Origin of the sequence: Falsihalocynthiibacter arcticus, from assembly GCF_000812665.2 — a bacterium.
Taxonomy (GTDB): Bacteria; Pseudomonadota; Alphaproteobacteria; order Rhodobacterales; family Rhodobacteraceae; genus Falsihalocynthiibacter; species Falsihalocynthiibacter arcticus.
In genome coordinates this window covers 3,737,990-3,762,857 of sequence record NZ_CP014327.1, presented here as the reverse complement: position 1 = coordinate 3,762,857, position 24,868 = coordinate 3,737,990, and the positions used below count along the sequence as shown (strand labels likewise).

The following is a 24,868-nucleotide window of genomic DNA, read 5'->3' as shown; positions in this document are numbered from 1 at the left end:
TGTATCACGAAAAAATGCTGCAGTTGCATGATCATTCGTGCTCCAATTCCAGCGGAACACTGACCAGATTAGCCTTTGTAGCTTGGTAGTTGGTCCAATGCGGTTCGCAATGCATCCCCCCAACCGGACGATACCGCTTCGTAATACGCATCTCCCAATTCGATGCGGGGCTTGTTGCTGACTGCGAAACTGCCTGCTTCATAGACCTGCAAATCAAGCGGTAGCCCGACAGACAAGTTGGCTTTGATTGTGGAGTCGAACGAGACCAGCATGAGTTTGATTGTGTCCTCAAAGCTCATAGCTCGATCATAGGCACGCACAAGGATCGGCTTGCCGTATTTGGCCTCACCTATTTGGAAGAACGGGTTGTCGTCAGTGACTTCGATAAAGTTACCTTCGGGGTAAATCATGAATAGGGTTGGATCGCCGCCATTGATCTGACCTCCAACAATAACCGACGCCTTGAACTTGGTTGACGCTTCAGGGCCCGCAGGGTTGCTGTCGTCGATCACTTCTTTCAGCGTGGTACCCACAAGGCGCGCAATCTGGAACATTGTTGGCAGTTCCAGAATGGTCGGGTTGCGTTCTGACGTGATCTTGGAGCGTTCATCAAGCAAGCTGATCAAGGCTTGCGTGGTCGCGAGGTTGCCCGCCGTCATGATCGTGATGACGCGGTCGCCTTCAACATTCCACGTGAACATCTTTTTGGTGATCGAAAAGTTGTCGACGCCCGCATTTGTGCGGGTGTCCGACATGAAAATCAGACCAGAATTCAGGCGCAGGCCGATGCAGTATGTCATTTAAGAAATCCAGTGGTAGATCGGGGCACAAAGCCACCCGTTCATCTATTGCTGAACTTGCAACAATACAATCATTGATTCAGTCGAAGCCCCCATCCGCATACCGGTTAATGGTGCAGCATCACGAGAATCGAGGCCCGTGGCGATCCGGACATAGCGTTCATCCGGACTTATGCCATTGGACACATCAAACCCGACCCAGCCCAAACCATCCAGATATGCCTCTGCCCAAGCATGGCTGGCGTCCTGATCAACGCGGTCATTCATCATCAGGTATCCGCTGACGTAGCGTGCCGGAACACCTGCAACGCGCGCGGCGGACACGAAAATCTGAGCATGGTCCTGACAGACGCCACCTTTCGCGATAAGGGCCTGTTCTGCCGTCGTTCCTGCAGATGTCTGTGCTTCGCCGTAGGGCACGATGTCTACAATGGCCTTCGATAGGTCGTGCAGAGCGCTGAGTGTATCGTCTGTACTGGCGATCTGTTTGGCAAGAGCGTGTACGTTTTCACCAGCGTGCGTGCGCGGTGTGCTTTGCCTGAAATGCCAAAGCGGTACAGTCCCATAATCCTTGCCATAAATCCCGTATGTTGAATGTGTTTCAACATGGCCAGACACTTCGACGGAAACTTCACGCGCGCCGGGTTCGACCTGTAACAACAGCGTTTGGTTCTGATACTGATCCTCGAATGCCAGCTCTTTGGTCGCCCCAGTTAGTGCAACGTTCCAGTCTAGAACCGTTTGGTTTTTGGATGATACAGGCGTCAAGCGCACCTGTTGCAGGCCGTACGAAACCGGCGCGTCGTAGGTGTATTTTGTCGTGTGGATGATTTTCAGTTTCAACGTACTAATCCTACCCAGTAAACCGGTAATCTTGTTCAATTTGGCGCCCAATGACCTTCGTGTCATGGATGAACTCAGTGATGAACGTGTGCAGGCCATCCTCAAAAATTGTCTGAATGGTATGGTTTCGCATCTTGTCGCGTTGCTGTTCGATCAGACCATGGCACGGCAGGGTTTTGCCGTAATCCTTGGCGAGGAATTCCATGCTTTGCTCTATGGTACGGCTGCAGAACGACAGGGATCTTGGAAAGCGACTGTCGAGGATCAGAAATTCGGCAATCTTATCTGGTGACATGTCATCAGTGTGTAGCCACCGAAAAGACCGGTGGGCCGAGACGGATCGTAAAATGGTTTCCCATTGCACATTGTCCAATGTCGATCCGACATAGCTCGCCGTGGGGAGCAGCGTGAAATATTTCACATCAATGATCCGCGCGGTGTTATCAGCGCGCTCCAGCGCGATCCCGATTTGCGTAAAATCAAACACGTCGTTGCGCAGCATTGTCCCGTGCATCACACCACGAACCAATGCCGTACGACGACGAATTTCACCCAATACTGCAGGTAATTCAGTGTCTTTGACCGGCTCTTTCAACACCTCGCAAAGCGTCATCCAGCTTTCATTGACGGCTTCCCAAACTTCGGTTGTCAGGGCAGTGCGTACCATGCGGGCGTTCATGCGCGCATTTTCGATGCATGCCATCACACTGGATTGATTGTCAGCGTCGCGCAGCAAATAGTCGACGACATAAGCAGCTGAGTAGCTGTCGTATTTCGCGTCATAGCCTGCGCGCACACCTGCTGTGGTCAGGACCGATTTCCACTCCGATGCTGGGTCGGTTGATCGGGTCAACGCAATGCGAAATCCGGCTTCAATGAGACGTGCGGTGTTTTCGCTGCGTTCCAGAAGTCGGAACATCCAGTACAGCCCACCTGCGGTTTTTCCTAGCATTCGACTAGTCCTCCAAAACCCAAGTGTCTTTGGTGCCGCCGCCTTGGCTTGAATTCACCACCAGCGACCCATCCTTCAGCGCGACACGGGTCAACCCACCCGCAGTGATGTTGATGTCCTTGGGAGACATCAATGCAAAGGGTCGTAAATCAACGTGGCGCGGCGCGAGCCCCTTGTCGACGAAAATAGGCACCGTGGACAACGATAGCGTCGGCTGAGCAATGTAATTGCTTGGACGTGCCCGCAACTTATTCGCAAAATCTGCCAGTTCTTGTTTGTTCGCAGCAGGGCCAACCAGCATCCCGTAGCCACCCGAGCCGTGGACCTCTTTGACCACCAGATCAGCCAGATTTTCCAAAACATATTTCAGCGTGTCCGCTTCAGAGCATCGATATGTCTCAACGTTTCTCAGGATCGCTTTTTCACCCGTATAGAATTCAATAATTTCAGGCATGTAGGAATAAATTGCCTTGTCGTCCGAAATCCCGGTTCCGGGCGCGTTGGCGATCGTAATATTTCCAGCTCGGTAAACGTCCATGATGCCGGGTACACCCAACATGGAATCAGGATTGAAGTTCAGCGGATCAAGATAGTCATCATCGACACGACGATACAGCACATCAATCACGCGGTACCCTTCGGTGGTGCGCATTGCGATGTGGCCGTCGACCACACGTAAATCATGTCCTTCAACCAATTCGACACCCATCTGATCGGCCAGAAACGAATGTTCAAAATACGCGGAATTGTGGATGCCAGGCGTTAAAATCGCGACCGTGGGCTTCCCCTCACAATGGGCGGGTGCGCACGCGGCAAGGGATCGGCGCAGATTTTTTGGGTAATTGCTGACGGGCTGCACTTTGATCTGGCTGAACAGCTCTGGAAACATTTGCAGCATCGTTTCACGATTTTCGAGCATGTAAGACACGCCAGACGGGGTGCGCGCATTGTCTTCCAACACAAAGAAGTCGTCTTCGCCTGTGCGGACAATATCAGTGCCAACAATATGCGTATAAATGCCGCCCGGTGGGGTGACGCCAATCATCTGTGGCAGGTATGCTTCGTTGCGCGAGATGAGCTCCACTGGCACAATGCCAGCGCGCAAAATCTCTTGTCGGTGATAGATGTCATGCAGGAATGCGTTGATTGCCCGCACACGCTGTTCAATGCCCTTGGACAGCTTTGTCCATTCGCGGTTCGCGATGATACGCGGAATTAAATCAAACGGGATCAGGCGTTCCTGCTCTTCGTCCTCGCCGTAAACATTGAACGTGATACCAGTCCGACGAAAGAAAGCCTCGGCCTCCTTGGATTTTTGAATCAGCCGGGCGGGATCCTGCTGCGCAAACCATTTTGCATATTCTGTGTACGGCGCACGGTTGCCATCGGTATCTAATAGCATCTCATCGAAATGTGGGCGTTTTGTATTCATCCTTAAACGGTAGACGTTACGCCGCGATCTACAATAGCTTGCTCTCGATTAGGACGGCTTTACGATGCGCGATACCTCAACGGTCTGTTTTTTCAGCGACAACGCACCATATGAGGTCAAAAAAGACACATCTGCCGCGTCGCGACCAACGCCAATCCGCACAATTTCAGATGCGCGCGCCATCCCCGTCGAATCAATAAGTTGCCAGCGGTTCTCCAGATATACCTCGGTGACGGCATGGAAGTCCTGCGGCGACACGTCGGGCGCATATGCGCTGACAATGCGGGCCGGAATGCCAACTGCGCGCGCCATTGCGATCAAGACGTGGGCAAAATCGCGACACACGCCTGCACGCAGTTCGAAACTTTGCGAGGCTGACGTTGCGGCGTTGCTGACGTCGGTGTCGTACTTGAAATGGGTGTTGATCCAATTGGACATCGCCTTGATGACAGCGCCCCCGCTAAGGTGCTCGAACTGATCAGCGGTAAACGCAAAGAAATCTTCCGGGTGGCAATACCGTGACGGCATCAAGAATTTTGTGACGTCGCTCGGAAGGGATGACAGCTTGGCTTGGGCGCAGTCTGCCAGATCGTCATCGACGCGAACAACGTCAACTGACGCAACATACGTGCAGTCAAACTGACCGTCGACTTTCAACCAACGTCGAACGCCAATATTTTCCTCGCCAGCTACGACAAAAGTTTCAGTCGGTTCAGTAAAATCCAGCATAGCATCCAACAGCACTTGGTCGTTGCCTTGCGCCGCCTCAATCTGCAACAAGATATCGCTTGGCTGATCCGCAGAGTAAACTAGGTGGACTTTGACAAGCAGTTCCAAGGTTGCACCTATTCATGTGATTGAGTCAGTCCCGTGTTTCATCAGGATGCGCGTTTGTCGATGGCGAAAGTCCTTGTTTCGGCGTTTTATCTTTGAGATCGCCATGCAATGGGGCCCGCAAAACGAGCGCACATCACCCCATTCTTTGCTGTCTATCTTCTGCTTATAGAGATCTTGAATTGTCGGTTAGTTAACGACGGAAAACCTTGTTCGTCTCTCCACAAGCCCTAATAACAATATCGATATTTATACCATCTAACGCTTCCGCGCTTGCGCTGTGTTACATCGTAAAACTCGCCAACAGTGCAAAGTAATGCTGCGTAAGCAAAGGTGCAAAACCCAAGGTCGGCTTTGTCCGCACAGTCGCCGCTCGCTATTCGATTTTACGTTGATTTCGCGTGCAAACGCAGCGAAAGTCGGCAGTGAGCCGATAAAGTCGGCAGTGAGCCGATTCTGTGGAAAAACTCTTTGCTGCGTCTGCAAACTTTTAAAAATCAGAAAGCTGTTCTTCGTTGGTGAGGATATGCCAAGAAATATTGGAAGAATTTGAGAGAACCAGAATACAATTCTGTCAAATTTGACCCGAACGCCCGATATCGGAGTTTTTCAACAAAATACGCCCACTTTGATTTGATGTTTCTCGTTAGCAATGCGGAATTCTAATGTATTATTGGAGCACTGAAGACGATTCTCGCGGGAAGAAAAATGTCTAAAAAGTTCAAATCCAGAGAGACGTTGGATCAACTCCTTTCTTCATGTTCCGACACCATGTTTCCTGCCGAAATGGGTGAAGCTCCCGTTAGCATCGATAGCAGAGACAGTGATGGTGATACCCCATTGCATGTAATGCTTTGGCGAAAAAATACGTATGGAGCACTGTTACTTATCGAGGCAGGTGCCGACTTAAACGCCGTTGGAGACATGTCAGAAACGCCACTTCATGTCGCCGTAAGCCAAGGAAACATTAAGGTTGTGGAAGCGCTCTTGAAATCTGGTGCGAATCCGGCAGCTAAATCTGAGTTTGGGAAGTCACCCAAAGAAATTGCCGTCGAACTGGGTGGCGAGATGCAACGTTGTTTTGGCAGTCAGTGACTTTATCGTCGTAGTATTGCGAATGGCAACTAAGTCCCTCTGACCGACGTTTCAGCCTACTAAGATGCTGCACCATGCACCAATGGCCGCTTCGACGGGCCGCAGCGCAGCATCGGGAAGGCATGGTCAATGGCCGGTTTGGGCGGTGGCCTCAACTGGTCGACACAGGGCGGAGACGAACGCGAGCAGATGGCACTTGCCAGCCCGTTAGTACTGCGATTGAATGGCGGTAGTTTCATAGGGATTACAATTGCTGATGCCAATCTACGAATTTTCCCGTGAAGAAATTCATCCATTGTCAAAAACAACTTTTAGCCAAGTTCAGTTGCAAGAACGGCGTGATATTCAGCGACTTCTGAGGGCCAACATATCAGTTATCGCACCTGATACGATGGTGATAGCAGAAGAGTTCGGCGACTGGGACGAGTCGCGCAGGCGCATCGACCTCCTAGGTATAGATCGTGATGCAAAGCTTGTTGTGTTTGAACTCAAACGAATAGAAGATGGCGGCCATATGGACCTGCAGGCCATCCGCTACGCTGCAATGGTCTCGACCATGACCTTCGATCAGGCAACCGATGCGTTTGAACGGTATCTTGAAAATATAGGACAAATCGAAACCGATGCTAGGACTGAGCTGCTCGACTTCTTAAGTTGGGACGAGCCCGATGAGGATGCGTTCGCGCAAGATGTCGGATCGTTCTGGCTTCAGCCGAGTTCGCTCGCGAATTGACGACATCGGTTATCTGGCTCAACGAGAGCGGCATCGACATCCGCTGTGTGCGACTACAGCCTTACAATCAAAATGGCCGCGTTTTTGTGGATATCCAGCAGATCATCCCTCTCCCAGAGGTCGCAGATTACCAAGTTCGGGTTGCTGAAAAGAAGCGCAAAGAACGAGCGGCGCGAACGGATACCCGAGACCGGACTAGCTACGATATCACCCTTGGCGGGCAGAAGTTAATGGGACTACCTAAGCGACAGGCCATATATCAGACGTTTCGCTATCTCGTAGAGCAAGGCATCGCCCCCCCAAATATCGCTAAACACTGCGGCCCGCGACGCAATCGCGTCCTCATTTCGATTGATGGCGAAGTGAATGCAGAGAACTTCCACCGTCTAGCAAAAGAAGCTCGAGCAAAGAAAGGGTTCAACTTTGACCCTAAACGCTTTTTCAGTGATGATGACGATTTGCTACACTTTGAAGGACGGACATATGTTTTTTCGAACCAGTGGGGGGGAGCTAACTGGAAACTTGCCATGGTAGAGTTGCATGAGGCTTTCCCAAACATGGAAATAGAATTCACCCCGTCCGAATAGCTGCTCTAAACGTATAAATCTTCCAGACATACCGTTCCATCAAGGCCCTCATGACTGCAAAAGGCAGACTGGAGCTACCTTTTGCAATTGCCAATGTCCGCAATGCGGAAGCTGCACTGCGGCGAAAGGCAATCAGGCCAACGTCTACTTAGGGCCGTTCTCGTAGAACGGTCCCAAATACTTATATTTCATCAGGCGTTAGCATTTTGAATGGAAACGCCACTGCTGTGTCCCTGTTACATCAGCATGGGACTGCTCAGCCCTTCGACCACTGTTTCAACCATCCGCTCGACGTGCCGCAGTGATACGCGGGCCTGCTTTTTCTCAAGCCAGCGCAGTCCGTCGTTCAGCAGCCCGCCGCCGAGATCGTGTAGATGGTCGGGTAGTCGGTTGCGCAGCAGCTGATTTCCAGCGGCAGCCAGATGATCGAAGCTCGGAGATTCCAGACGGATGACCTTGCAGCGATCTAGAAATGCGGTGGGCATCCGGTCGATCGAATTGGTTGTCATGATCCAGCTCACCTGTGTCAGGTCGAAAGGGAGTTGGTAGAACGGGCAGGTCCATGCGCGGGCCGTGGTCGGCTCGATCATGCTTTTGAGCACTTCAAATGCGCCCGGTAGTTTGCCACCACCGTTGGTCGTCACCCGTTCCGGGATTTTGTCGATTTCATCCAAGATCACCAATGGGTTCGCCAGACGCTCGCGCAGCATGGTCTGCACCACACGACCGGGCGTGGCGGAGCCCCAACCGCGCTCAACGCCTGACACCGAAAAGGTCGCGCCATTGCTTGCGCCCACGTCGATATCAACCGATGGCACGTTGAACACCCGAGACAGATCGCGTGCCCAGCTTGATTTCGCGATACCGGGCGGACCAAGGAGGATCTGCGGCGGCGTATGCAAAGGCGCGGGGCCGGCGAGGGTGCGCAGCCGCATATGCTTCATGACTGCCGTTGAGGCCGGAGCCAGCCATGGATAGATCGCGTGCAACTCTGCGATCAGCTCTTCCATCTGGTCACGGTCAACCACGCCAACGGCACGCGCACCGCAGGCGGCTGCAAGTAGCGAAGCGCGGTCGTCGGGTTTGAGATGGTTCAATCGCTCAAGGTTCGCCGTGCGACGGCGCATGTAACGGCGGCTCCATGTGATCGCCCGGTTGGATGTCCCGACGGAAGGCGTATCGCTTGGCGATGTATCGAGCAGATCATCGAGAAGATCGTCCAGACAATTCGGCGTTGTTGTGATCGCGGGCGCAGTGGTCCGCCGCGCCGCGCGGGCTTGCTGGCTGCGCATCAGACGATCACGGACTTTCTCGACGGAATCCTCTGGCGATGTGGGCAGATCAAACCCGACGAAACGGGCGGGAACGGTAGAGGTGGTCATGGGGGAGGGCCTTTCATTCGCCCCGCAAGGGGCAGCATTCGATTAGAGAACAGCAGGCGTCATGGACCCAGAAAAGGGTCTTATGCGCCTATGCGACTAATTCGAATGGAAAGGTGTTTGATCATGCCGATAAGCATAGAGGGCCGACGGCGATAGATGCAAGCGGGAAATATTTGTTTGATGTTGTGACATTCAAAGCCGCCCTCAACGCGTTGTAAGAAAAAAGTTTCGCATAACGCCACGGGTCCAGCAGGCTGCTGGTCGCAGGAAGATCAGGAAGGGCTTGGCCCGGACGGATCTGACGAGAAGGGGTCTTGGGGGTATCCCCTGAGCGAACGTCATGTTGTGGGGAGGGCTTGCCCGGACTGCAACATGACTAGTGAGTAGCGCAGCGGCAGTTCTGACGGGTTTGTGATGGGAAGGTGAAAGAAAACCTCTGCAACCTGTGCCGGGATTTTCAGGGCTATCGAGTATTCTTGGGGAAAGCAGATAACCCGAGGTTCACCATGTCCGTTCATCCCAAGTTTGACAATCCCCAATCCGTCAACTCTCCAAAGCCGCCGATTGTTTTGCGGTTCCAAGGGCTGCATCCGGATAACCTGGGCCGCTTTGATATGCATGATCATCGCAATGGCGGCGATCTCTCTCATGTTGATCTGGATGCATCAGAGCTGAATGAGGTCCTGCATTGCGAACCCAAATGGCAGGAAACGATCAAGGCAGAAGTCGCTGCAGCCAGGCGCAACAATTTTCGGGAACGGATGGAAGCATTGCGCAAGAGGGGCCGTAAAGCTGAACGTGAAGCTCTCATCGCGGAAGGGGAAAGCGATCCATGGCGGCGGTGTGTCGGCGGTCCGTTGCGAGAGGGTATCCTTACGGTGAATAAGGAATGGTTTGGCGGGACGGGGCAAGCCGAATGGGATACGGCGAAGGTTGCCGCGTTCAAGCAAACCGCAATGGAATTTCTACTCAAGCATTTTCCGGAAGGGCAGTTGCGCTATGCCAATGCGCATCATGACGAAGAGGCCTTTCATATCCATTTTGTTGCGGTGGTCTGGACAGAGAAAGTCACCGCAAATCGCGGGCGGCAGATGCTGTTGCAGGCCTCATTGAACTCGCTGTTGAAGAATTACGAGCATGCGCAGGATCTGGCTGGAGAGGCTTTTACGGCCCTTGGCATTGCCCGAGGAGAGCGGCGGGCCGAGGCCCGGCGGGTTGCGAAGGAGGCTGGCGAAAACGTTCCGAAAAAGCGCCGCCATATCCCGCCTTCGGAATGGCGGGCCGATCAGCGGGCAACGGGCTATGAGAAATCCAGCGAGATTTTGGAGGTGGCACAGAGCAAATCCAAAGAGATGATCGAAGATGGACGGACCGTCGGCAAGGCCACGATCCGGAAATCGCGTAAACGCGCGGTAAAGGAGGCGCGTCGCAGGAAAGAGGCCGCGACGCGCGAGGTGGCGGCGGCGGAGCGCCGCCGCAAAGAAGAGGAGCGGGCAGCGGAAAGCGCCCGCAAAGAGAGGGGCGATGCCGAAGCTACACTCGGCATCATCGCAGAAAAGTCAGCAAATATTGCTCAGACGGCGCAGGTGGCGGCGGGGGAACTTCAGCAGGTTAAGACGGCGTTGAGTGTAGAGGTCGGGAAATTGCAGGGGGCAAGGGCGGAAACAGAACAGGCCAAGGCGGGGCTGGCTGATGTATTGGTAAAGGTTGAAGGAGCTGCATTGGAACGGGATCAGGTTAGAGATGAGGTGGCGGAGCAGGGCCACAAGCTTGATCGCCTTCGGTCGGCGGCGAAGAAGGAAAGAGAGGACTTACTCCAGGCTGAAGAGAAGGTTCAGTCCCTGAAATCGGCAAGGCAGGCCGAAGCCGAGGCTTTGAACAAGGAGAAAAAGAAGCGGGCGGCGGTAGAAGCAGAGTTGGTGGATGTTGAAGCAAAGGTTGTGACCGCTGAGGCGAAGCTTTCAAAGGCGCTGTCTTTGATGAAAACGCTGGCGGAAGGCATTGATATGCTTGGCGGTGCTGTCTTGCGCTGGATGCCCGGGCCAAAACCGAGTGAGAAAAAGCTGGTCTGGGGACCGGATGCGCCAAAAACCAAAGAGGACCGCAGACGGATTGCGACACGTATTAAACCTGTGATGCCGAAACTGATGCCCCTCGCGCAATCCATCCGCCGCACGATTGAAGAAACCCTGAGCCGCGAGCGCGCAGAGATTGCCGCAGATGCGGCCTATGTTCTCGAACAGCGCGAGAATATGGAGGCGGAGCAGCGGGCCGAATTGACCCGCATTCTGAATGCACATGCGCAAACCGACCCGATGTCTGACGGGCCGGGGACATGATCATATCACCAGCGGCAGTCTCTCAATAGCCGTCTGCAGCACGGCGGGTGGCGTCGGCTTGCTATAAGTTCGATCATGGATATCCTTTCCCTCATGGCCCACTATATCGCGCAGCACCTTGTCGGTGACCTCGGGCACATGCTCCAGTGCGCTTTGGACGTAATGACGCAGACTGTGGAAGGATAGACCCGCTCCCTCAGGGCCATAGGTTTTGTCGATGATCTGGCGCATCCGGCGGCCAAGTTTGCGGCCATGCTTGCCAGTTGCTGGCTCTCGCAGGTCGGGAAATAGGTCGATGCGATCCTCGGCGCGGGCTTTAGCCACAAAATCCAGAAAACCCAACTCGATCAAACGACTGTGGATCGGCACGATCCGTTTCGACGAAATATTCTTAATCCGCCGTAGTTCGGAATCCTCGATGTTCAGGCAGGGGATGCCATCGATATCGACAATATCGGCGGGTGCCAGACCTGCGATCTCTTCACGGCGCGCGCCCGTGAAAGCGCCAAGCAAAGGCGTCCAATAGGTGCCGTTGCGGTAGATGTTGGGACCGGGGTCGGTTTGATGATATTCAGACTTCGACCCGATCCAAACTGGCGTTTTGAATAGGCGCTGTAGCTCAGACTCGCTAAAAGTCTGCTTTTTGTCGCAGTCACGAACGGTGTCTTTGCGCCGCAATTTTCCGGGCTTCAGTTTGGTGTTGACCAAAATACCTTCATCAGACGCCCATTCGACGATCTGGCCCAGATGTTCAAGGTGCCGATTAATTGTGCCGACCGATAACCCAACCTTTTCCGGAGGCAGCGTGGCTGCGCGGGCCATGATATTTTCACGGGTGGCATTGCGGTCAGCGGGGCTTTTGCCCCAGCTTTTCGGCAGTTTATGGAGGGCTGCGCGAAAGGCGGTGGCATCCGCTTGCCGGATCAGGCGCACGTCGCTGATGCCCGTCAGCGTTGTGAAGAGACCTACAAAACTTTCATATTGGCGCAGGGTCTTTTCTTCGGTTCCCTCACTGCGTTTCATGTCATTCATCCGCGATACGACGGCCAGCATAGAGGGGGCGAGATAGTCGGTTTCTGCTTCCGGAGCAAGCTGCGGCACTGGATCAGGGGCCTTCGCCTGTGATTCCGGACCCAGCACACCTGAGGCGCTGTCCCAAAGTTCATTTGCGGCCCCGTCGATGTCTGCCAAGGCATCGCCGTGCCGATTCCATGCGGCGGCTTTCCCAGCGATCAACAGCGACATTAACTTTATGCGATCAATCGCCGAAAGCCGCGGGTGGCCCGTTAATGCTTTGAAATCACGCTGGACGATGTTCTGACGGGCTTCGCTGGTCAGGTCATCGCGGATTATGTCCAAATTTAATGAAACTAAGGGGTGTTCAGACGTTGCACCGTGCAATCCGTCCACGTTGACCTGTGCCCAAGCATCAGCCGTCGCTTGATCGTGGCGAAGATCGTCGGCGGGATCGAGAGAATCAAAGCGGTGCAGGAATTTCAGTTTCTCGATCTTTGCCCGCTCTTTGGTGATGATGTCGGCAAGCCAGCGCCGCGCCATATCGGGCGTGATCTGTTGGTGGGTGATTTGTTCCATGATGATATCGCTTTCCGCACTGATCCTGCGTGACAATATATGTGCGCAGCGCAGGTCTGTCGTCCCTAACGAGAGCTTGATATCGACGATTCCTGTGGAAAACCGACGCAAACGACGCCGCCATTGATAAACATTTCCGCGTTTAGAAAGATGAGGTTGGTTTAACATTCGTTTCAGATCCGATTCGGACGGATACGAAATGATCATGCCATATGGCTGAAGAGTGATGTAACACTCTGATGCCACACCCACGAAGTCACGCTGTGACTTCGTTAGGTATTTCAACAACTTACGTTGTAAGTGGCTCCGACGGTAGGGGTCGAACCTACGACCAATTGATTAACAGTCAACTGCTCTACCACTGAGCTACGTCGGAACATGGGGGCGATATAGCAACTGGGTTTTGCGGCGTCCAGAGGGATTTCACTTAAAGTTGGAAAAAAATCATTCTGGCTTCATTTTCTAGAAAAACGACTGGAGATATCGAGCGGGTTTTCGCAGAAAATTTCGTTGTTGTCATATAAATCAATGAGATGGGCGAAGGCGTTGCGGGCGGCTGCGAAAAGGAGTGTGGGCGGGGTGTCGTGATAGGCTTTTGCGGTTATTTCAGTCACGCTCTGTGGTGTGGCGGTGAGTGCCGCGAAAATCTGGGCCTCGCGGTGTTTTCTATGGGCGAGGAGGGCGGTGAGTGTGGTTTCTGGCGAGTCGATTGGCGCGCCGTGGCCGGGGTAAAACCGCGAGAGGCCAATGTTTTGGAGACGGCGAAGCGAGGCACGGTATTGGGTTAGGTCGCCGTCGGGCGGCGAGATAAGCGTGCTGGCCCATCCCATGACGTGATCGCCGGAAAACAGCGTGTCTCCGAAACGAAAGGAGAGGTGATTACAGAAATGGCCGGGCGTGTGCAGGGCGGTGAGGGTGCCGTCAGGCCACGTGATGTCGGCGTTGTCCGCCAGATACATGTCGGGGGTGAAATCGAGGTCGACGCCTTCGCCTCCGGCCACGTTGGATGTGGCTGCGAGGGTCGCCATGCGGGCGGACCTACCGGCGGAACTGGTGCCATATCCCCAAACTTTGGTACCGACTTCGTCGGCAAGGATCGGCGCAAGGGGGCTGTGATCGAGGTGGCTGTGAGTGACGGCAATGGCGGCGACCTGCCGCCCGTCAATTGCGGCCAGAAGCGCCTTGAGGTGCGCTGCATTGTTGGGACCCGGGTCGATCACAACAAGGCTATTTTGCCCCACCAGATAAGTGTTCGTGCCCCAATAGGTCATTGCCGAGGGATTGGGTGCGAGGACGCGGGTTACATCAGCGGCGAGGGCGTCTGGGGTGCCGATTGAGGGCTTCATAGGAAGGCTGGGCATTGGGGCTTTCTTCTCTGAAAGGGCAGGGGTAGAGTTTGGCATGAAATTTACTTGGCTTAAACGATATCTGCCCCGTAGTTTGAACGGGCGGGCGACACTGATCCTGTTGCTCCCTGTTGTCGTGGTGCAAATTGTCGTGTCGATTGTCTTTGTGCAACGCCTTTATGAAGACGTCACGCGGCAAATGACGGGAAACATTTCGATCGAGTTGCGTTTCTTGCTGACCGATATCAACGCGGCGCCCGATTTAGAGGGGGCGGAGAGTGTGGTTGCAGAATTGTCGCGCGCGCTTGATTTCGCGGTCCTGCTGCCCGCGGCTTCAGAGCCGATCACTCGACGGGGGTATGTGGATCTGTCGGGGCGGCTGATAATTTCTACGCTTGAGAACAACTTTCCGGGTTTGATCCATGTTGATCTGCAGGAAGATCCGCGCCGCGTACATGTCTGGCTGGACACTGATTATGGGCCAGCGAAGGTTATTTTTCACCGCAACCGCGTGTCGGCGCGCAATCCGCATCAATTGATCGTTTTGACCCTCTCGGCGTCGATTGTTTTGTCGATTATTGCGTATCTGTTTTTGCGCAATCAATTGCGTCCAATTCGGCGGTTGGCAAGGGCGTCGACGGCGTTTGGTAAGGGGCAGTCGATCAAATATCATCCTTCAGGGGCCTTAGAAGTTCGCGCGGCGGGGACGGCGTTTTTGAACATGCGCGCTCGGATTGAACGCCACCTTGAGCAGCGCACGTTGATGCTTTCTGGCGTGTCACATGATCTGCGCAGCCCCCTTACGCGGTTTAAGCTCGGGTTGTCGATGTTGGACCCGAATGAGGATGTGAAGGCCCTTGAGCACGATGTCGACGAGATGGAGAGCTTGCTGGATGCGTTTCTTGATTTCGTGCGGGCCGATGCGGGGGAAGAGGCCTGTGATACCGATCCGCTGGCGCTCATTAACGATATTGTAACTGATGCTCGTCGGGCGGGCATGGACGTCAAGCTGTTCAAAGTTGAAGGTGTCAGCAGTGGCTTGACGGTACGCCTAAGACCCGTTGCCGTGCGGCGGGCGATTGAAAATCTGGTCCGAAATGCGGTGCGCTATGGCGGGCGCGCGGAAATTCGTGTGGTCGCGACGGAGCGGGCGTTCCAGTTTTGCGTTGAAGATCCGGGGCCGGGGATTCCGCCCGTGCATCGGGAAGAGGCACTAAAACCCTTTGCGCGGCTAGATCCCGCACGCAACCAAAATAAGGGCAGCGGTGTTGGTTTAGGTCTGTCCATTGCGTTTGATATCGCGCGTGCGCATGGCGGAAATCTGCGTCTGGGAGAGAGCGAACGTTTAGGCGGGCTTCAAGCCGACCTTGTGATTCCACGATAGAAAAATGCTGCACCCTCAGGGGGAGCAGCATTTAATTTTGTAACCGTATTCAAAGCGTTACGCTTGGCGGACCACCGCGGCTTCACGTGCTCTAACTTGATTGCGCGCGGAATCGTAAGCGTGATCTTGGCTGTTTTCGAGGTGGGGAAAGAGGGTGTAAAGCTCCTTGCGCGCCTCGTCATCCGCCATACCAGACACCATACGTTCGGAGGGGTGGAAGCTTTCGGCTTCGATGCCGTCCGCATAAACGATCTCGTGGTTGTCAAACGCCATGTGAATATAGGTGACGGGGGCCGTTGGCCGCTCTTGGACGATGGTTGAGTCGTTGCAAAGCGTGAAGGCCGGAACCAGAACGCCTTCCTCGGAGCCAAACATCATTTCCGCCCGCCAATCGCGGACAAGAATACGGTGCTGGCGCGAAACGCGCAGATCTTGGGAAGGCAGGTCTTTGCCCAACGCGCCCTGTTTGATCAACACGGGACGCAGGTTTTTATTGAGATCCATGTGAACGGGCGGCAATTCTGTTGCCCCAACCCAGCGCACCTCTTGCACGCCATGGTCGCGCGTCACAACACGATTACCTGCAACCAAGGTTTCGATGGCAACTTCGCCCGTCGGGGTCAAAATCATCGTGCCTGGAGTGAAACAAATCACCAAGGCGATTTCGTGGACCGTGGTCACAACTTGCTCGCCGCTTCCAGGATTACTCGGGTCCTCTGCGAAGTAGGCTTCCACCGTGACTGTGATGTCTTGCGGGGATTGGAATGTCGGATCAAGGGTGTAATTTCCGATGGACCAACCTAATTGAGTCGAAGTCACTTCTGGGTCGCCCTCATTGAATATGAGAACTTGTGTAAACGGATCACCGTTTGCGTCAAGGCCTTCGACAGTAATTTCAAATCGCAAGAAATCTGCGTCCGTAAGAGGCTCTACAATTGTCGCTAGGAGCTGCTCGCCAGAGAGGACTTTAGTGGCTCCATTAGTATTGTCGAGTTTATTAAGATCGTTGAGGCTGGAATTGGCGCCAAGCCCGATACCACTAATTTGAGTATTAAAGTTGTTTTCGAGATTGTCGGCAGCACCAGAAATGTTTTGCCCGCCGGGAAAGGCTGCACCGTCGGATAGAAAGACAAGAACGTTGGTGTCAGCGGGATCGACACCTGCCGCGGTCCATGCATTGCCAACGGCGTTGAGGCCAGCGACATAATTTGTCTGGCCGTTCGAGCCTGCGGACCCAATACTGGTAAGCGCATTGGTGAAGGCCGTCGAGTCGTTTAAAGTATATGTGCCAACGGTCTGCGCGCCGGAGGCATAGGTAACAAGCGTGATAGAAATTTCGGCCGGATCATAGCCCGCATCAACATAAGCGTTGAAAAGTTTTTGAGCCGCGTAAAGTTCAGCCTGAAGGATGGTTTCATTAACGCCGTCGCCATTGAAATCCGAGCCTGAGCTTCCAGAAGTTGAACCAGATGTGTCAATCGCAATCGCAATATTAACTTGTTCAGTAACATTTGCTCCCGTCAGATTGACGGACAGATCAAACCCGTCTTGGCCTACATCGCCATTATCTGTTGTTTGAAGTTGGGATGTTTGCACGACCGTGATTGGGTTGTTGCTGTCCGGGTTGATGACGGTGTCCGACGAAGTTTGCTCGTCGTATGGCAGCGAGGTATCAACCATCGGTACTCTCCAATTTTAAAATACACTGAATGAATGCCCACCGTGCTCAAAGGTATAATCGGTTGAGCGCTGCATAAGTCTTCATAAATACACAGCCCCCTAAAGATCAGGCGGCTTTGGCATTTCTAGCAAGCTTGCCTTCCAACAAGCAAGCGTTTTGGAAGACAAAACTAGGGCGTTAACCAAGGTATCTCCGATTTACGGGCGTTAATCTTTGGTGATTGTGGCGATTGTCCCTTTGGGCGACACAATGGCGCAGTATTCGCGGCCTAGCCAAAGAACTAGGAGGCGCCTTTGATGCAGAAAAATCTTAGACGGGAAGAATCAATCAAGAGCATGATCTGTCTCCTGAAAGGGGGATGCGCCCCCACAAGTGCTTTGCGGAGCTTTAGAACGTTAGCTCGGAAGGAACCTCTGTCTTGCGGTTTTTTGGCGTAAATAGGGCGGTCCAATTCGCGCGTCACCCGTTGAAAATTGTAGGTCGTGAAGGCATACTCGGCTATGAGAGAATTTTGGAATTTCCTCATGTAAATTTTGTTTAAACCTAGATTTTCAGGGCATCAAGTCGGCAGGGAATTGTTTTATGGAAGGAGTACTGGATATGTTTAGAGGCGTTTTTACTGATAAGTTCAACAAGCGGCGCATGCGTTCCCTTACCGCGGTGTGGCTCGGCGTTTTTGCCCTCGCAACGCCTGTAACTGCGCAGGATTCTGATAGTGTCGACTTGGCCAAAAAAATGTCCAACCCGATTTCCAGCCTGATCAGTGTGCCCTTTCAATATAATTCCAATTCTGGGTACGGCCCGAATGAGGGCACGCAGAATTATATGAATATTCAGCCGGTGATTCCATTTAGTCTGAACGATGATTGGAACGTGATTTCCCGTACGATTTTGCCTGTCATTTCCAACAATGGTAACATGCCCGGAGGCTCGGCCTTTGGACTCGGCGATACCGTTCAAAGCGTTTTCTTCTCTCCCAAAGCTCCCACAAGTGGAGGCCTTATTTGGGGCGCGGGTCCAGCATTCTTGTTGCCCACGGCGACAGAGGAATCCCTGGGGTCGGGCAAATGGGGCGCGGGTGTTACTGCCGTCGCACTTAAACAGACGGGCGCTTGGACATTTGGAGGGCTAGGCAATCATATCTGGTCAGTAGCAGGTGATAGCGACCGGGCAGACGTGAATTCGACATATCTACAGCCATTCATGTCCTATACCACCAAGAGCGCGACAAGCTTCGCGTTGAATACGGAAAGCACCTATAATTGGGAAACAGAGCAATGGTCGGTTCCAATTAACCTCATGGTCAATCAGATGATCAAGCTGGGCAAAAAACAACCCGCACAAATCGGATTGGGCGTACGCTATTGGGCGCAAGCGCCTGATGGCGGGCCAGAGGGTTGGGGCTTGCGCCTAAACTTTGCGCTGCTTTACCCCAAATAGACCTATGGGTTGACTGTGTCGGCAAGCTCGCCAGCTGTCGACACAGCGAAGCCTGCTCTTAGTATAGGCTTCGCAGGACGAATTGCCGTTTCCCTTAGTGGTGGAAAACGAAGAGTGGCGGATAATAAAGGATGGCGTTTGGTAGGCCCGGCAGGACTTGAACCCGCAACCAAAGCGTTATGAGCGCTCTGCTCTAACCAGTTGAGCTACAGGCCCGCCTAGCGCTTTGAGTACGCATCCATGTGCTGCGGGTCAAGGAGGGATGATAACTTTTTTTATCTATTCTGCCTCCATTTCCCCAAGGTCATTAAATTCTTCATAAAATAGGGTGAACGCGCATGGTTTTGATAACGTTGCGTTTAGAAATGGCCATCATACCTAAAACTTAACCGGAATTGATCCGAAACAAGGGCATTCGACATTTGGGAACCTCTAGGGAGACAACATTGGGCAATGAAATGTGCAACAGTCTGGCTTCTTCAATTTGCCCGCCGTTAAAAAAATGCCCGTGGCGTCTGTGAATAAGATTTTGCCCTTCTTAAAAGGAGCGCACGGGGATTAATTGTAGCCCAAACGATGATCGGAACGACGAAGCGATCTATCTTCCGATCAAAGCCGCGTTTGAGAGCTAAAATCACTTGGTTCAGAGGATCGCTTGGTGATCTACCTGCAATCTGCACAATGGTGCCAGAAAGGCCAAGACCGATGCTTCTGCGACGAGGGACGTTATGGTTCTTTAAGGAAAAGTGACCCAGAACTCATTGAGTTTGCACTGGCTTCAAAGCATTGGACTGAAGCGTCCATACTTGCTGGATGGGTGTATAAAATTCCCGCAGGGGAGGTCGTTTCGATCATAGTCACTTGCGAACTCTGTGCCATTGATCCGTTGTTTCTTGCTGATCATCCCGTGGACGATTAAGCGCGGCTCGCATCGCCACGACTTTCACCGCAAACGCATTCCGCGTTGCAGTGGGACTTGGCGACGATAGTACAAATGCTGTGGTGCGCAGCATCAATGACGTCGCTGTTTTGGCACAGAGGGATGCGGATTGTACTACTTTGGGTGGCAGAGCTACCCATACAATCAATTCTACACTCGCGTCCTAAAGCGAAAGCGAAAGCAATTTTCGAGAGCGCGTTTTCCGGAGTGGGCCCTTTTTGTTAGATTGCGTCCGTTTTCCCTTCTCCTATTCCCTTTGCACCCCCCTTGCGGTAAAGCAGCGCCAACAGTGAAAAAGGGGCCTCCTATGTCAAATGAGAAAAACGGTCTGACCTACGCGGACGCGGGTGTCGATATTGATGCGGGCAATGCATTGATTGACCGCATCAAACCCGCCGCAAAACGGACAGTCCGCCCCGGCGTGATGTCTGGCCTCGGTGGCTTTGGCGCTTTGTTTGACCTCAAAGGGGCAGGGTACAACGACCCGATCCTTGTTGCCGCAACCGACGGTGTTGGCACCAAATTGCGCATCGCGATCGACACGGGCAATATGAGCACAATCGGCATTGATCTTGTGGCGATGTGCGTCAACGATCTTGTTTGTCAGGGCGCTGAACCCCTGCTTTTCCTCGATTATTTCGCGACAGGCAAGCTGGACCTCGACGAAGCGACTGAGATTATCAACGGCATCGCCAAAGGGTGCGAACTCTCGGGTGCGGCTTTGATTGGCGGCGAAACGGCGGAAATGCCGGGGATGTATCACGAAGGTGATTTTGACTTGGCGGGCTTCGCCGTTGGCGCGATGGAACGTGGCACGGACCTGCCTGCGGGCGTGGTTGAGGGCGACGTCCTTTTGGGACTGGCCAGCGATGGCGTCCATTCAAACGGCTATTCACTTGTGCGCAAAGTTGTCGAAGTCTCGGGCCTAGAATGGTCTGACGATTCCCCCTTTGGCGAAGGCAATCTGGGCGAAGCCCTTCTCGCACCAACCCGCCTCTATGTGAAACAATGCCTTGCGGCGATACGGGCAGGGGGCGTCCACGCTCTGGCACATATCACCGGTGGCGGGTTGACCGAAAACCTGCCGCGCGTCTTGCCTGAAGGGCTTGGCGCCGACATCGATTTGAATGCTTGGGACCTTCCTCCTGTGTTTAAATGGTTGGCCGCAACGGCGGGAATTGAGCAGTCAGAATTGCTCAAAACCTTCAACTCTGGTGTTGGCATGGTGCTTTCTGTTTCCGCAGACCGCGCCGAAGCCCTAACGGCTCTCCTCCAAGAGGCTGGCGAAACCGTTTATACCTTGGGCCACGTCACCAAGGGCGATGGCGTGCGGTATTCGGGTTCGCTTCTGTGAGTTTGCGCGTCGCGATCCTGATTTCGGGGGGCGGCTCGAACATGGTGTCGCTGGTTGAGGATATGCAGGGGGATCACCCTGCGCGCCCCGTTTTGGTTTTGTCCAATAATCCCAGTGCCGCGGGCCTCACCAAGGCTGCGAATTTGGGTATTGATGTGGCAAGCCTTGATCATCGCCCGTTTGGCAAAGACCGCCTCGCGTTTGATACGGCCCTTACGGAAATTCTTGAACGTGTGGCACCGGATGTCATATGCCTTGCCGGATTTATGCGCATTTTTACGCCGGAATTTACGGCGCGTTGGAACGGGAAAATGCTCAATATTCACCCGTCTTTGCTGCCGAAATACAAGGGTCTCCATACCCATGCACGCGCGATTGAAGCGGGTGACTCTGAGGCGGGATGCTCTGTGCATGAAGTCACGGCCGAGCTAGATGGCGGCCCAATTCTGGGCCAAGCCCGTGTGCCAATCCTTCCTAACGATACAACAGAAACCCTTGCCGCCAGAATTCTGCCGCTTGAGCATCGACTCTATCCTGCGGTCCTGCGCAAGTTTATTATGGGCGATCATCATCGTGTGGATTTGACCTGAGCCACGCTCTCCCTTTTCATTTGCTTCACTCTTCCCTAAGATTGCCGAAAGTCTGGCAAAAACAAGAAAAAGAATAGCGTTTTATGATCACGATTACCACGACGAGCGAGCTTGCAACCTATTGTGAACGCGCAGCATCCTTTCCTTATGTGACCGTCGATACGGAGTTTCTGCGAGAGCGCACCTATTATTCGAAGCTCTGTCTTGTACAGCTTGCTGTTCCCGGAGACGACGACGAGGTCGATGCTGTTCTTGTTGATCCACTTGCCCCCGATTTTTCGCTCGAACCGCTGTATGAGTTGTTTCGCAACGAGAATGTAGTCAAAGTTTTTCACGCGGCGCGGCAAGATCTTGAGATCTTTTTTATCGAAGGCAACGTGTTTCCCATCCCGCTTTTTGATACCCAAGTGGCGGCGATGGTTTGCGGTTTTGGCGAGCAGGTCGGTTATGAAACATTGGTCCGCAAAATTGCCAAAGCCAACATCGACAAGACATCGCGGTTTACCGATTGGTCCCGTCGCCCGCTGACGTCGGCCCAGAAAACCTATGCGCTGGCGGATGTAACCCATTTGCGGGATGTCTATGAATTTCTGAGTAAAGATTTGAAAAAATCAAATCGTTCCAAGTGGGTAGAGGAAGAACTTGAAGTGCTTCTTTCGCCGGGAACCTATGTTGTGCCTTCCGAGGACGCGTGGAAACGGGTCAAAACGCGCACCACAAGTGGGCGGTTTATGGCCCTTGTTAAAACCCTGTCCCAGTTTCGCGAAGAATACGCACAGACACGCAATATTCCCCGCAACCGTGTCTACAAAGACGATGCATTGCTGGAGTTGGCCTCAACGAAACCCAGCAGCTTTGACGACTTGAGCGGATCGCGCCTTTTGCTACGCGAAGCGCGGCGGGGCGATATTGCGGACGGTATTTTGGCCGCTGTTAAAACGGGCCTCGTTCTTCCCGAAGACAAGATTCCAAAACCCGATCGCTCGCGTGAAAAACTGCAAGTGAATCCGGCGTTGGCCGATTTGTTGCGGGTCCTGTTGAAGGCAAAATGCGACCTGACTGGGGTCGCCCCTAAGCTGATCGCCTCATCCGCGGATTTAGACGTTATAGCAGCGGGTGGTCGCGACGTTAAAGCCTTGGCGGGCTGGCGTGCCGAAGTCTTTGGGCAGGATGCAATGCGTCTGTGCCGTGGTGAAGTGGCCCTTGCCCTGAAGGGGCAAAACGTTGATGTGGTTGAACTTTTACCCAACTAGGCGGTTGGTCGGATAGGCCTATTGCGCGCGGCTAGAGCGAGAGTTTTGGGCCGCGACAATTTTTATCTCGTTCACACCGCGCAATTTGGCGGTGGAAATGAAATGCGCCACGATGACCTCTCGGGAAACCTCGGATGAAACGCGTTGTTGCCGGTTGGGTTCAAGAACGCGGAATTCATAAACCAATGTGGCACCCTCTGGCTTTTCCTCATTTCGGGGGAAAAGCTCGGCGTCAAAATAGCCTTGAGTTGGGGGAAGTCCAGTTGCATGCACAATGACGCCGCCTTGGGCGTTGACCACGGTTAAATTCGTAACTTGCGCGATAAGGTTTCGGTTGTCTTGGAGAACCAGATAGCCGTCTTCGGGAGCTAAAGTCGCAGCAATATCCTCACTTTGGCCCCAATTCATTGGGTTATAGCGCGAGTCCGATATTGAGGAGCAGGCGCCGGTGGCTAGGCCCAATGACACGATCAAATAGGTCGGAAATCTCATGCGTTGTCTCCTTTTTGCGTGTCACCCAGTTTGCACGCCGCTGTTTCTTCTGAGGTAGCCTACTGGAAGCCATTTGAAAAGACGCAACCCGATTTTGGAATGGGGCTGGACCTTTTGGGCGGCGGGTCTTACCTCAAAGGGAGGATAAGCAAGGAGTAGATATGGCCAGCGCCGCATTCGAAGACATCGCCGAAACCTTTGAATTTCTGGACGATTGGGAAGACCGCTATCGGCATGTGATTGAGTTGGGGCGCGCTATGCCCGAGCTTGAGGACGCATTTCGTGTACCTGCGACCAAAGTAGACGGTTGCGCCAGCCAAGTTTGGTTGATGCCCGATGTTTTGGGAACAGGGCCCAAGGCGGTTTTTGATTTTCGCGGCGAGAGTGATGCGATGATCGTGCGCGGCCTCGTGGCGGTGCTGCATGCGCTTTATTCCGGCCTCACGGTGGCGGATGTTTTATCGGTGGATGCCACAGCAGAGCTGGGACGGCTTGGGCTGGATGAGCATTTATCCGCACAGCGCTCAAACGGTGTACGCGCCATGGTGGAACGTATTCGCGGCATCGCGCAAGCCACGCTTTAGACCTGCGCGAGCGCCGTTTCTAGCTCGCCATATCCTGTAAAACGGCGCTCAAATGCGAGCCCCAAACGCGCCGCGCAGAGCTTGGCTTTTTCGGTGAGGGCAGGGTCGTCGGTCTGGGCTTGATAAACCAGTTTTGTGTAATTCCCGAAATACATGTCGCGCAATTGCGGGTGGCGGTCGAGGCCCATGGGTTTGATTACGAAGGCATCGAATTGCCGCACGAGGAAGTCGGTGAGGTAGAAGGCGGTGATCTCGTCTGGGTGGGCGGCAAAGGCATCGACGCCCTCAAAAAACGCGTAACAATGCGGGCCAGCAATCATCTCGACCCCAAGGGACGCACATTCCTTGGCCAAAAGCCCGCCCGTTCCACAATCAGCATAAACCACAAAAATATCGTCGTATTGCGCCCGTTCTTCGGTTACGACCCGCGCAACCTCGGCGGGGATTTTTTCGGGACGCAAGTGCAGGTTCGCGGGCAGGCAGCGCAGTGCGAGATGATCCCAACCATTCAGCCGTTTGAGCGCCAAAATTTCATGCGCCAAAGCCCCGCAAGCAATCAGGAGCACACGACCCGTGGCCAAGACGTGTTCCTCCTCAGAGAGGGCTTCGTCGGTAGGGTTTGGGTTCTGCAATGTCATGGTCCTAGACGGACAGCGGTGCCGTAAAACACAACTTCGGACGCGCCGTTTTGGATTGCGGAGGTTTGCATCCGAACGCCGACGATGGCGTCCGCTCCCAAGGCTTGCGCATCGTCGATCATGCGGTCTTTTGCTTGTTCGCGTGCACCCGCCAACAGTTGCGCGTATTCCTTAACTTCACCGCCCACAATATTGCGCAAGGCCGCCGTTATGTCCGCTCCGACGTGTTTGGCCCGCACGGTTGAGCCCTTAACGAGGCCCAATACGTCTATAATCTCGCGGCCAGGAACGGTTTCGATGGTCAGAATAAGGGGGCTATTTTTCGACAGAGTCATAGTGGTCATCCTCCTTGTTCTTCACGCGATCTGAAATAACACGGTAAACGACATAGAAAACGAGCACCGTTGGAATGAGGAGCAGCATCCCGCCAGGCACCTGAACGCTCACAAGCATCAAGCTTGCCACGTAAACGGTCGCCGCGGCGGCAGAAATTACAATGACGAGAAGAAGGATCAATTTATCTAAAGGCATAGGGTCTCCAATCCCACTTAATATGGGGTCGAATGTTCAAAAAAG

General features: G+C 53.6%; 24 protein-coding genes and 2 tRNA genes. 11 read left to right on the top strand and 15 right to left on the bottom strand.

Going from position 1 to position 24,868, the window contains the following annotated elements; translation table 11 throughout:
* Nucleotides 1-68: 68 nt before the first annotated feature.
* From RC74_RS18435 to RC74_RS18415, 5 genes are read right to left on the bottom strand one after another with little or no spacing between them, the layout of a single operon-like run.
* The gene (locus RC74_RS18435; protein WP_039001591.1) at nucleotides 69-800 is read right to left on the bottom strand and encodes a proteasome-type protease; all 732 of its coding nucleotides are present in this window, start codon (nucleotides 798-800) and stop codon (nucleotides 69-71) included.
* Nucleotides 801-845: 45 nt separating this feature from the next.
* Complete coding sequence (locus RC74_RS18430; RefSeq protein WP_039001590.1) at nucleotides 846-1,643, bottom strand: transglutaminase family protein; 798 nt, start codon at nucleotides 1,641-1,643, stop codon at nucleotides 846-848.
* Between the two features lie 10 nt (nucleotides 1,644-1,653).
* The gene (locus tag RC74_RS18425) at nucleotides 1,654-2,595 is read right to left on the bottom strand and encodes an alpha-E domain-containing protein (RefSeq protein WP_039001589.1); all 942 of its coding nucleotides are present in this window, start codon (nucleotides 2,593-2,595) and stop codon (nucleotides 1,654-1,656) included.
* Nucleotides 2,596-2,599: 4 nt separating this feature from the next.
* On the bottom strand, nucleotides 2,600-4,027 hold the full coding sequence (locus tag RC74_RS18420; protein ID WP_039001588.1) for a circularly permuted type 2 ATP-grasp protein: 1,428 nt from the start codon (nucleotides 4,025-4,027) through the stop codon (nucleotides 2,600-2,602).
* 48 nt (nucleotides 4,028-4,075) lie between these two features.
* Nucleotides 4,076-4,864, bottom strand: a complete 789-nt coding sequence (locus RC74_RS18415; protein WP_039001587.1) for a transglutaminase-like domain-containing protein — start codon at nucleotides 4,862-4,864, stop codon at nucleotides 4,076-4,078.
* Nucleotides 4,865-5,569: 705 nt separating this feature from the next.
* Between RC74_RS18415 and RC74_RS18410 the strand changes: the two genes are divergently transcribed.
* The 4 genes from RC74_RS18410 (at nucleotide 5,570) to RC74_RS23205 (ending at nucleotide 7,276) form a co-directional block, all read left to right on the top strand.
* Nucleotides 5,570-5,956 (top strand): ankyrin repeat domain-containing protein, encoded by a 387-nt coding sequence (locus RC74_RS18410; protein ID WP_039001586.1) that lies wholly within the window; start codon nucleotides 5,570-5,572, stop codon nucleotides 5,954-5,956.
* A 129-nt stretch (nucleotides 5,957-6,085) separates the two neighbouring features.
* Nucleotides 6,086-6,238 carry a hypothetical protein gene (locus RC74_RS22590; RefSeq protein WP_169798754.1) on the top strand — a complete coding sequence of 51 codons (153 nt, stop codon included), beginning with the start codon at nucleotides 6,086-6,088 and terminating at the stop codon, nucleotides 6,236-6,238.
* Nucleotides 6,239-6,251: 13 nt separating this feature from the next.
* Complete coding sequence (locus tag RC74_RS23210) at nucleotides 6,252-6,689, top strand: PDDEXK family nuclease (RefSeq protein WP_236939977.1); 438 nt, start codon at nucleotides 6,252-6,254, stop codon at nucleotides 6,687-6,689.
* Complete coding sequence (locus RC74_RS23205; protein ID WP_236939976.1) at nucleotides 6,686-7,276, top strand: hypothetical protein; 591 nt, start codon at nucleotides 6,686-6,688, stop codon at nucleotides 7,274-7,276. The genes RC74_RS23210 and RC74_RS23205 overlap by 4 nt, the downstream gene beginning before the upstream one ends.
* A gap of 236 nt (nucleotides 7,277-7,512) precedes the next feature.
* Here RC74_RS23205 and RC74_RS18400 read toward each other — a convergent pair whose 3' ends face one another.
* Nucleotides 7,513-8,658, bottom strand: a complete 1,146-nt coding sequence (locus RC74_RS18400; RefSeq protein ID WP_052274756.1) for an AAA family ATPase — start codon at nucleotides 8,656-8,658, stop codon at nucleotides 7,513-7,515.
* A gap of 506 nt (nucleotides 8,659-9,164) precedes the next feature.
* Between RC74_RS18400 and RC74_RS18395 the strand changes: the two genes are divergently transcribed.
* Nucleotides 9,165-10,997 carry a plasmid recombination protein gene (locus tag RC74_RS18395; RefSeq protein ID WP_039001585.1) on the top strand — a complete coding sequence of 611 codons (1,833 nt, stop codon included), beginning with the start codon at nucleotides 9,165-9,167 and terminating at the stop codon, nucleotides 10,995-10,997.
* Here the strand turns inward: RC74_RS18395 and RC74_RS18390 are convergent, their stop codons facing one another.
* The 3 genes from RC74_RS18390 to RC74_RS18380 all read right to left on the bottom strand — a co-directional run bounded on the left by RC74_RS18390 (nucleotide 10,998) and on the right by RC74_RS18380 (nucleotide 13,951).
* Nucleotides 10,998-12,758, bottom strand: a complete 1,761-nt coding sequence (locus RC74_RS18390; protein ID WP_082802441.1) for a site-specific integrase — start codon at nucleotides 12,756-12,758, stop codon at nucleotides 10,998-11,000. It abuts the gene before it with no gap.
* A 133-nt stretch (nucleotides 12,759-12,891) separates the two neighbouring features.
* Nucleotides 12,892-12,966: transfer RNA gene (locus tag RC74_RS18385), tRNA-Asn, on the bottom strand.
* Between the two features lie 79 nt (nucleotides 12,967-13,045).
* Entirely contained in the window at nucleotides 13,046-13,951 is a 906-nt protein-coding gene (locus tag RC74_RS18380; protein ID WP_039003177.1) for an MBL fold metallo-hydrolase, read from the bottom strand.
* A gap of 40 nt (nucleotides 13,952-13,991) precedes the next feature.
* On the opposite strand from RC74_RS18380, the gene RC74_RS18375 reads away from it, so the two are divergent.
* The gene (locus tag RC74_RS18375; RefSeq protein WP_039003178.1) at nucleotides 13,992-15,320 is read left to right on the top strand and encodes an ATP-binding protein; all 1,329 of its coding nucleotides are present in this window, start codon (nucleotides 13,992-13,994) and stop codon (nucleotides 15,318-15,320) included.
* 57 nt (nucleotides 15,321-15,377) lie between these two features.
* Here RC74_RS18375 and RC74_RS18370 read toward each other — a convergent pair whose 3' ends face one another.
* Nucleotides 15,378-17,000, bottom strand: coding sequence for a Hint domain-containing protein (locus RC74_RS18370; protein ID WP_052274936.1), 1,623 nt, complete (start codon nucleotides 16,998-17,000; stop codon nucleotides 15,378-15,380).
* Between the two features lie 601 nt (nucleotides 17,001-17,601).
* Here RC74_RS18370 and RC74_RS23200 point away from each other — a divergent pair.
* Nucleotides 17,602-18,441 carry a transporter gene (locus RC74_RS23200; protein ID WP_236939975.1) on the top strand — a complete coding sequence of 280 codons (840 nt, stop codon included), beginning with the start codon at nucleotides 17,602-17,604 and terminating at the stop codon, nucleotides 18,439-18,441.
* 139 nt (nucleotides 18,442-18,580) lie between these two features.
* Here RC74_RS23200 and RC74_RS18360 read toward each other — a convergent pair.
* Nucleotides 18,581-18,657: transfer RNA gene (locus RC74_RS18360), tRNA-Ile, on the bottom strand.
* Nucleotides 18,658-19,688: 1,031 nt separating this feature from the next.
* Between RC74_RS18360 and purM the strand changes: the two genes are divergently transcribed.
* From purM to rnd, 3 genes are all read left to right on the top strand, one after another.
* Complete coding sequence (gene purM / locus RC74_RS18355; protein WP_039003180.1) at nucleotides 19,689-20,735, top strand: phosphoribosylformylglycinamidine cyclo-ligase; 1,047 nt, start codon at nucleotides 19,689-19,691, stop codon at nucleotides 20,733-20,735.
* Between the two features lie 41 nt (nucleotides 20,736-20,776).
* A complete protein-coding gene (gene purN, locus RC74_RS18350) occupies nucleotides 20,777-21,325 on the top strand; it encodes a phosphoribosylglycinamide formyltransferase (RefSeq protein ID WP_052274939.1) in 549 nt (182 codons plus the stop codon).
* Nucleotides 21,326-21,408: 83 nt separating this feature from the next.
* Nucleotides 21,409-22,578, top strand: a complete 1,170-nt coding sequence (rnd, locus tag RC74_RS18345; protein WP_039003182.1) for a ribonuclease D — start codon at nucleotides 21,409-21,411, stop codon at nucleotides 22,576-22,578.
* A gap of 18 nt (nucleotides 22,579-22,596) precedes the next feature.
* On the opposite strand, the gene RC74_RS18340 is transcribed toward rnd, so the two are convergent.
* Nucleotides 22,597-23,070 (bottom strand): hypothetical protein, encoded by a 474-nt coding sequence (locus tag RC74_RS18340; protein ID WP_039003183.1) that lies wholly within the window; start codon nucleotides 23,068-23,070, stop codon nucleotides 22,597-22,599.
* Between the two features lie 161 nt (nucleotides 23,071-23,231).
* On the opposite strand from RC74_RS18340, the gene RC74_RS18335 reads away from it, so the two are divergent.
* Entirely contained in the window at nucleotides 23,232-23,654 is a 423-nt protein-coding gene (locus RC74_RS18335; protein WP_039003184.1) for a SufE family protein, read from the top strand.
* On the opposite strand, the gene RC74_RS18330 is transcribed toward RC74_RS18335, so the two are convergent.
* The 3 genes from RC74_RS18330 to RC74_RS18320 are packed head-to-tail and all read right to left on the bottom strand — an operon-like array spanning nucleotide 23,651 to nucleotide 24,823.
* A complete protein-coding gene (locus RC74_RS18330; protein WP_039003185.1) occupies nucleotides 23,651-24,292 on the bottom strand; it encodes a DUF1638 domain-containing protein in 642 nt (213 codons plus the stop codon). The two genes, RC74_RS18335 and RC74_RS18330, sit on opposite strands and share 4 nt — an antisense overlap.
* Nucleotides 24,289-24,627 carry a YbjQ family protein gene (locus RC74_RS18325; RefSeq protein ID WP_039003186.1) on the bottom strand — a complete coding sequence of 113 codons (339 nt, stop codon included), beginning with the start codon at nucleotides 24,625-24,627 and terminating at the stop codon, nucleotides 24,289-24,291. Before RC74_RS18325 ends, RC74_RS18330 begins: the two co-directional genes overlap by 4 nt.
* Nucleotides 24,608-24,823 carry a hypothetical protein gene (locus RC74_RS18320; protein ID WP_039003187.1) on the bottom strand — a complete coding sequence of 72 codons (216 nt, stop codon included), beginning with the start codon at nucleotides 24,821-24,823 and terminating at the stop codon, nucleotides 24,608-24,610. Before RC74_RS18320 ends, RC74_RS18325 begins: the two co-directional genes overlap by 20 nt.
* Between the last annotated feature and the right edge of the window lie 45 nt (nucleotides 24,824-24,868).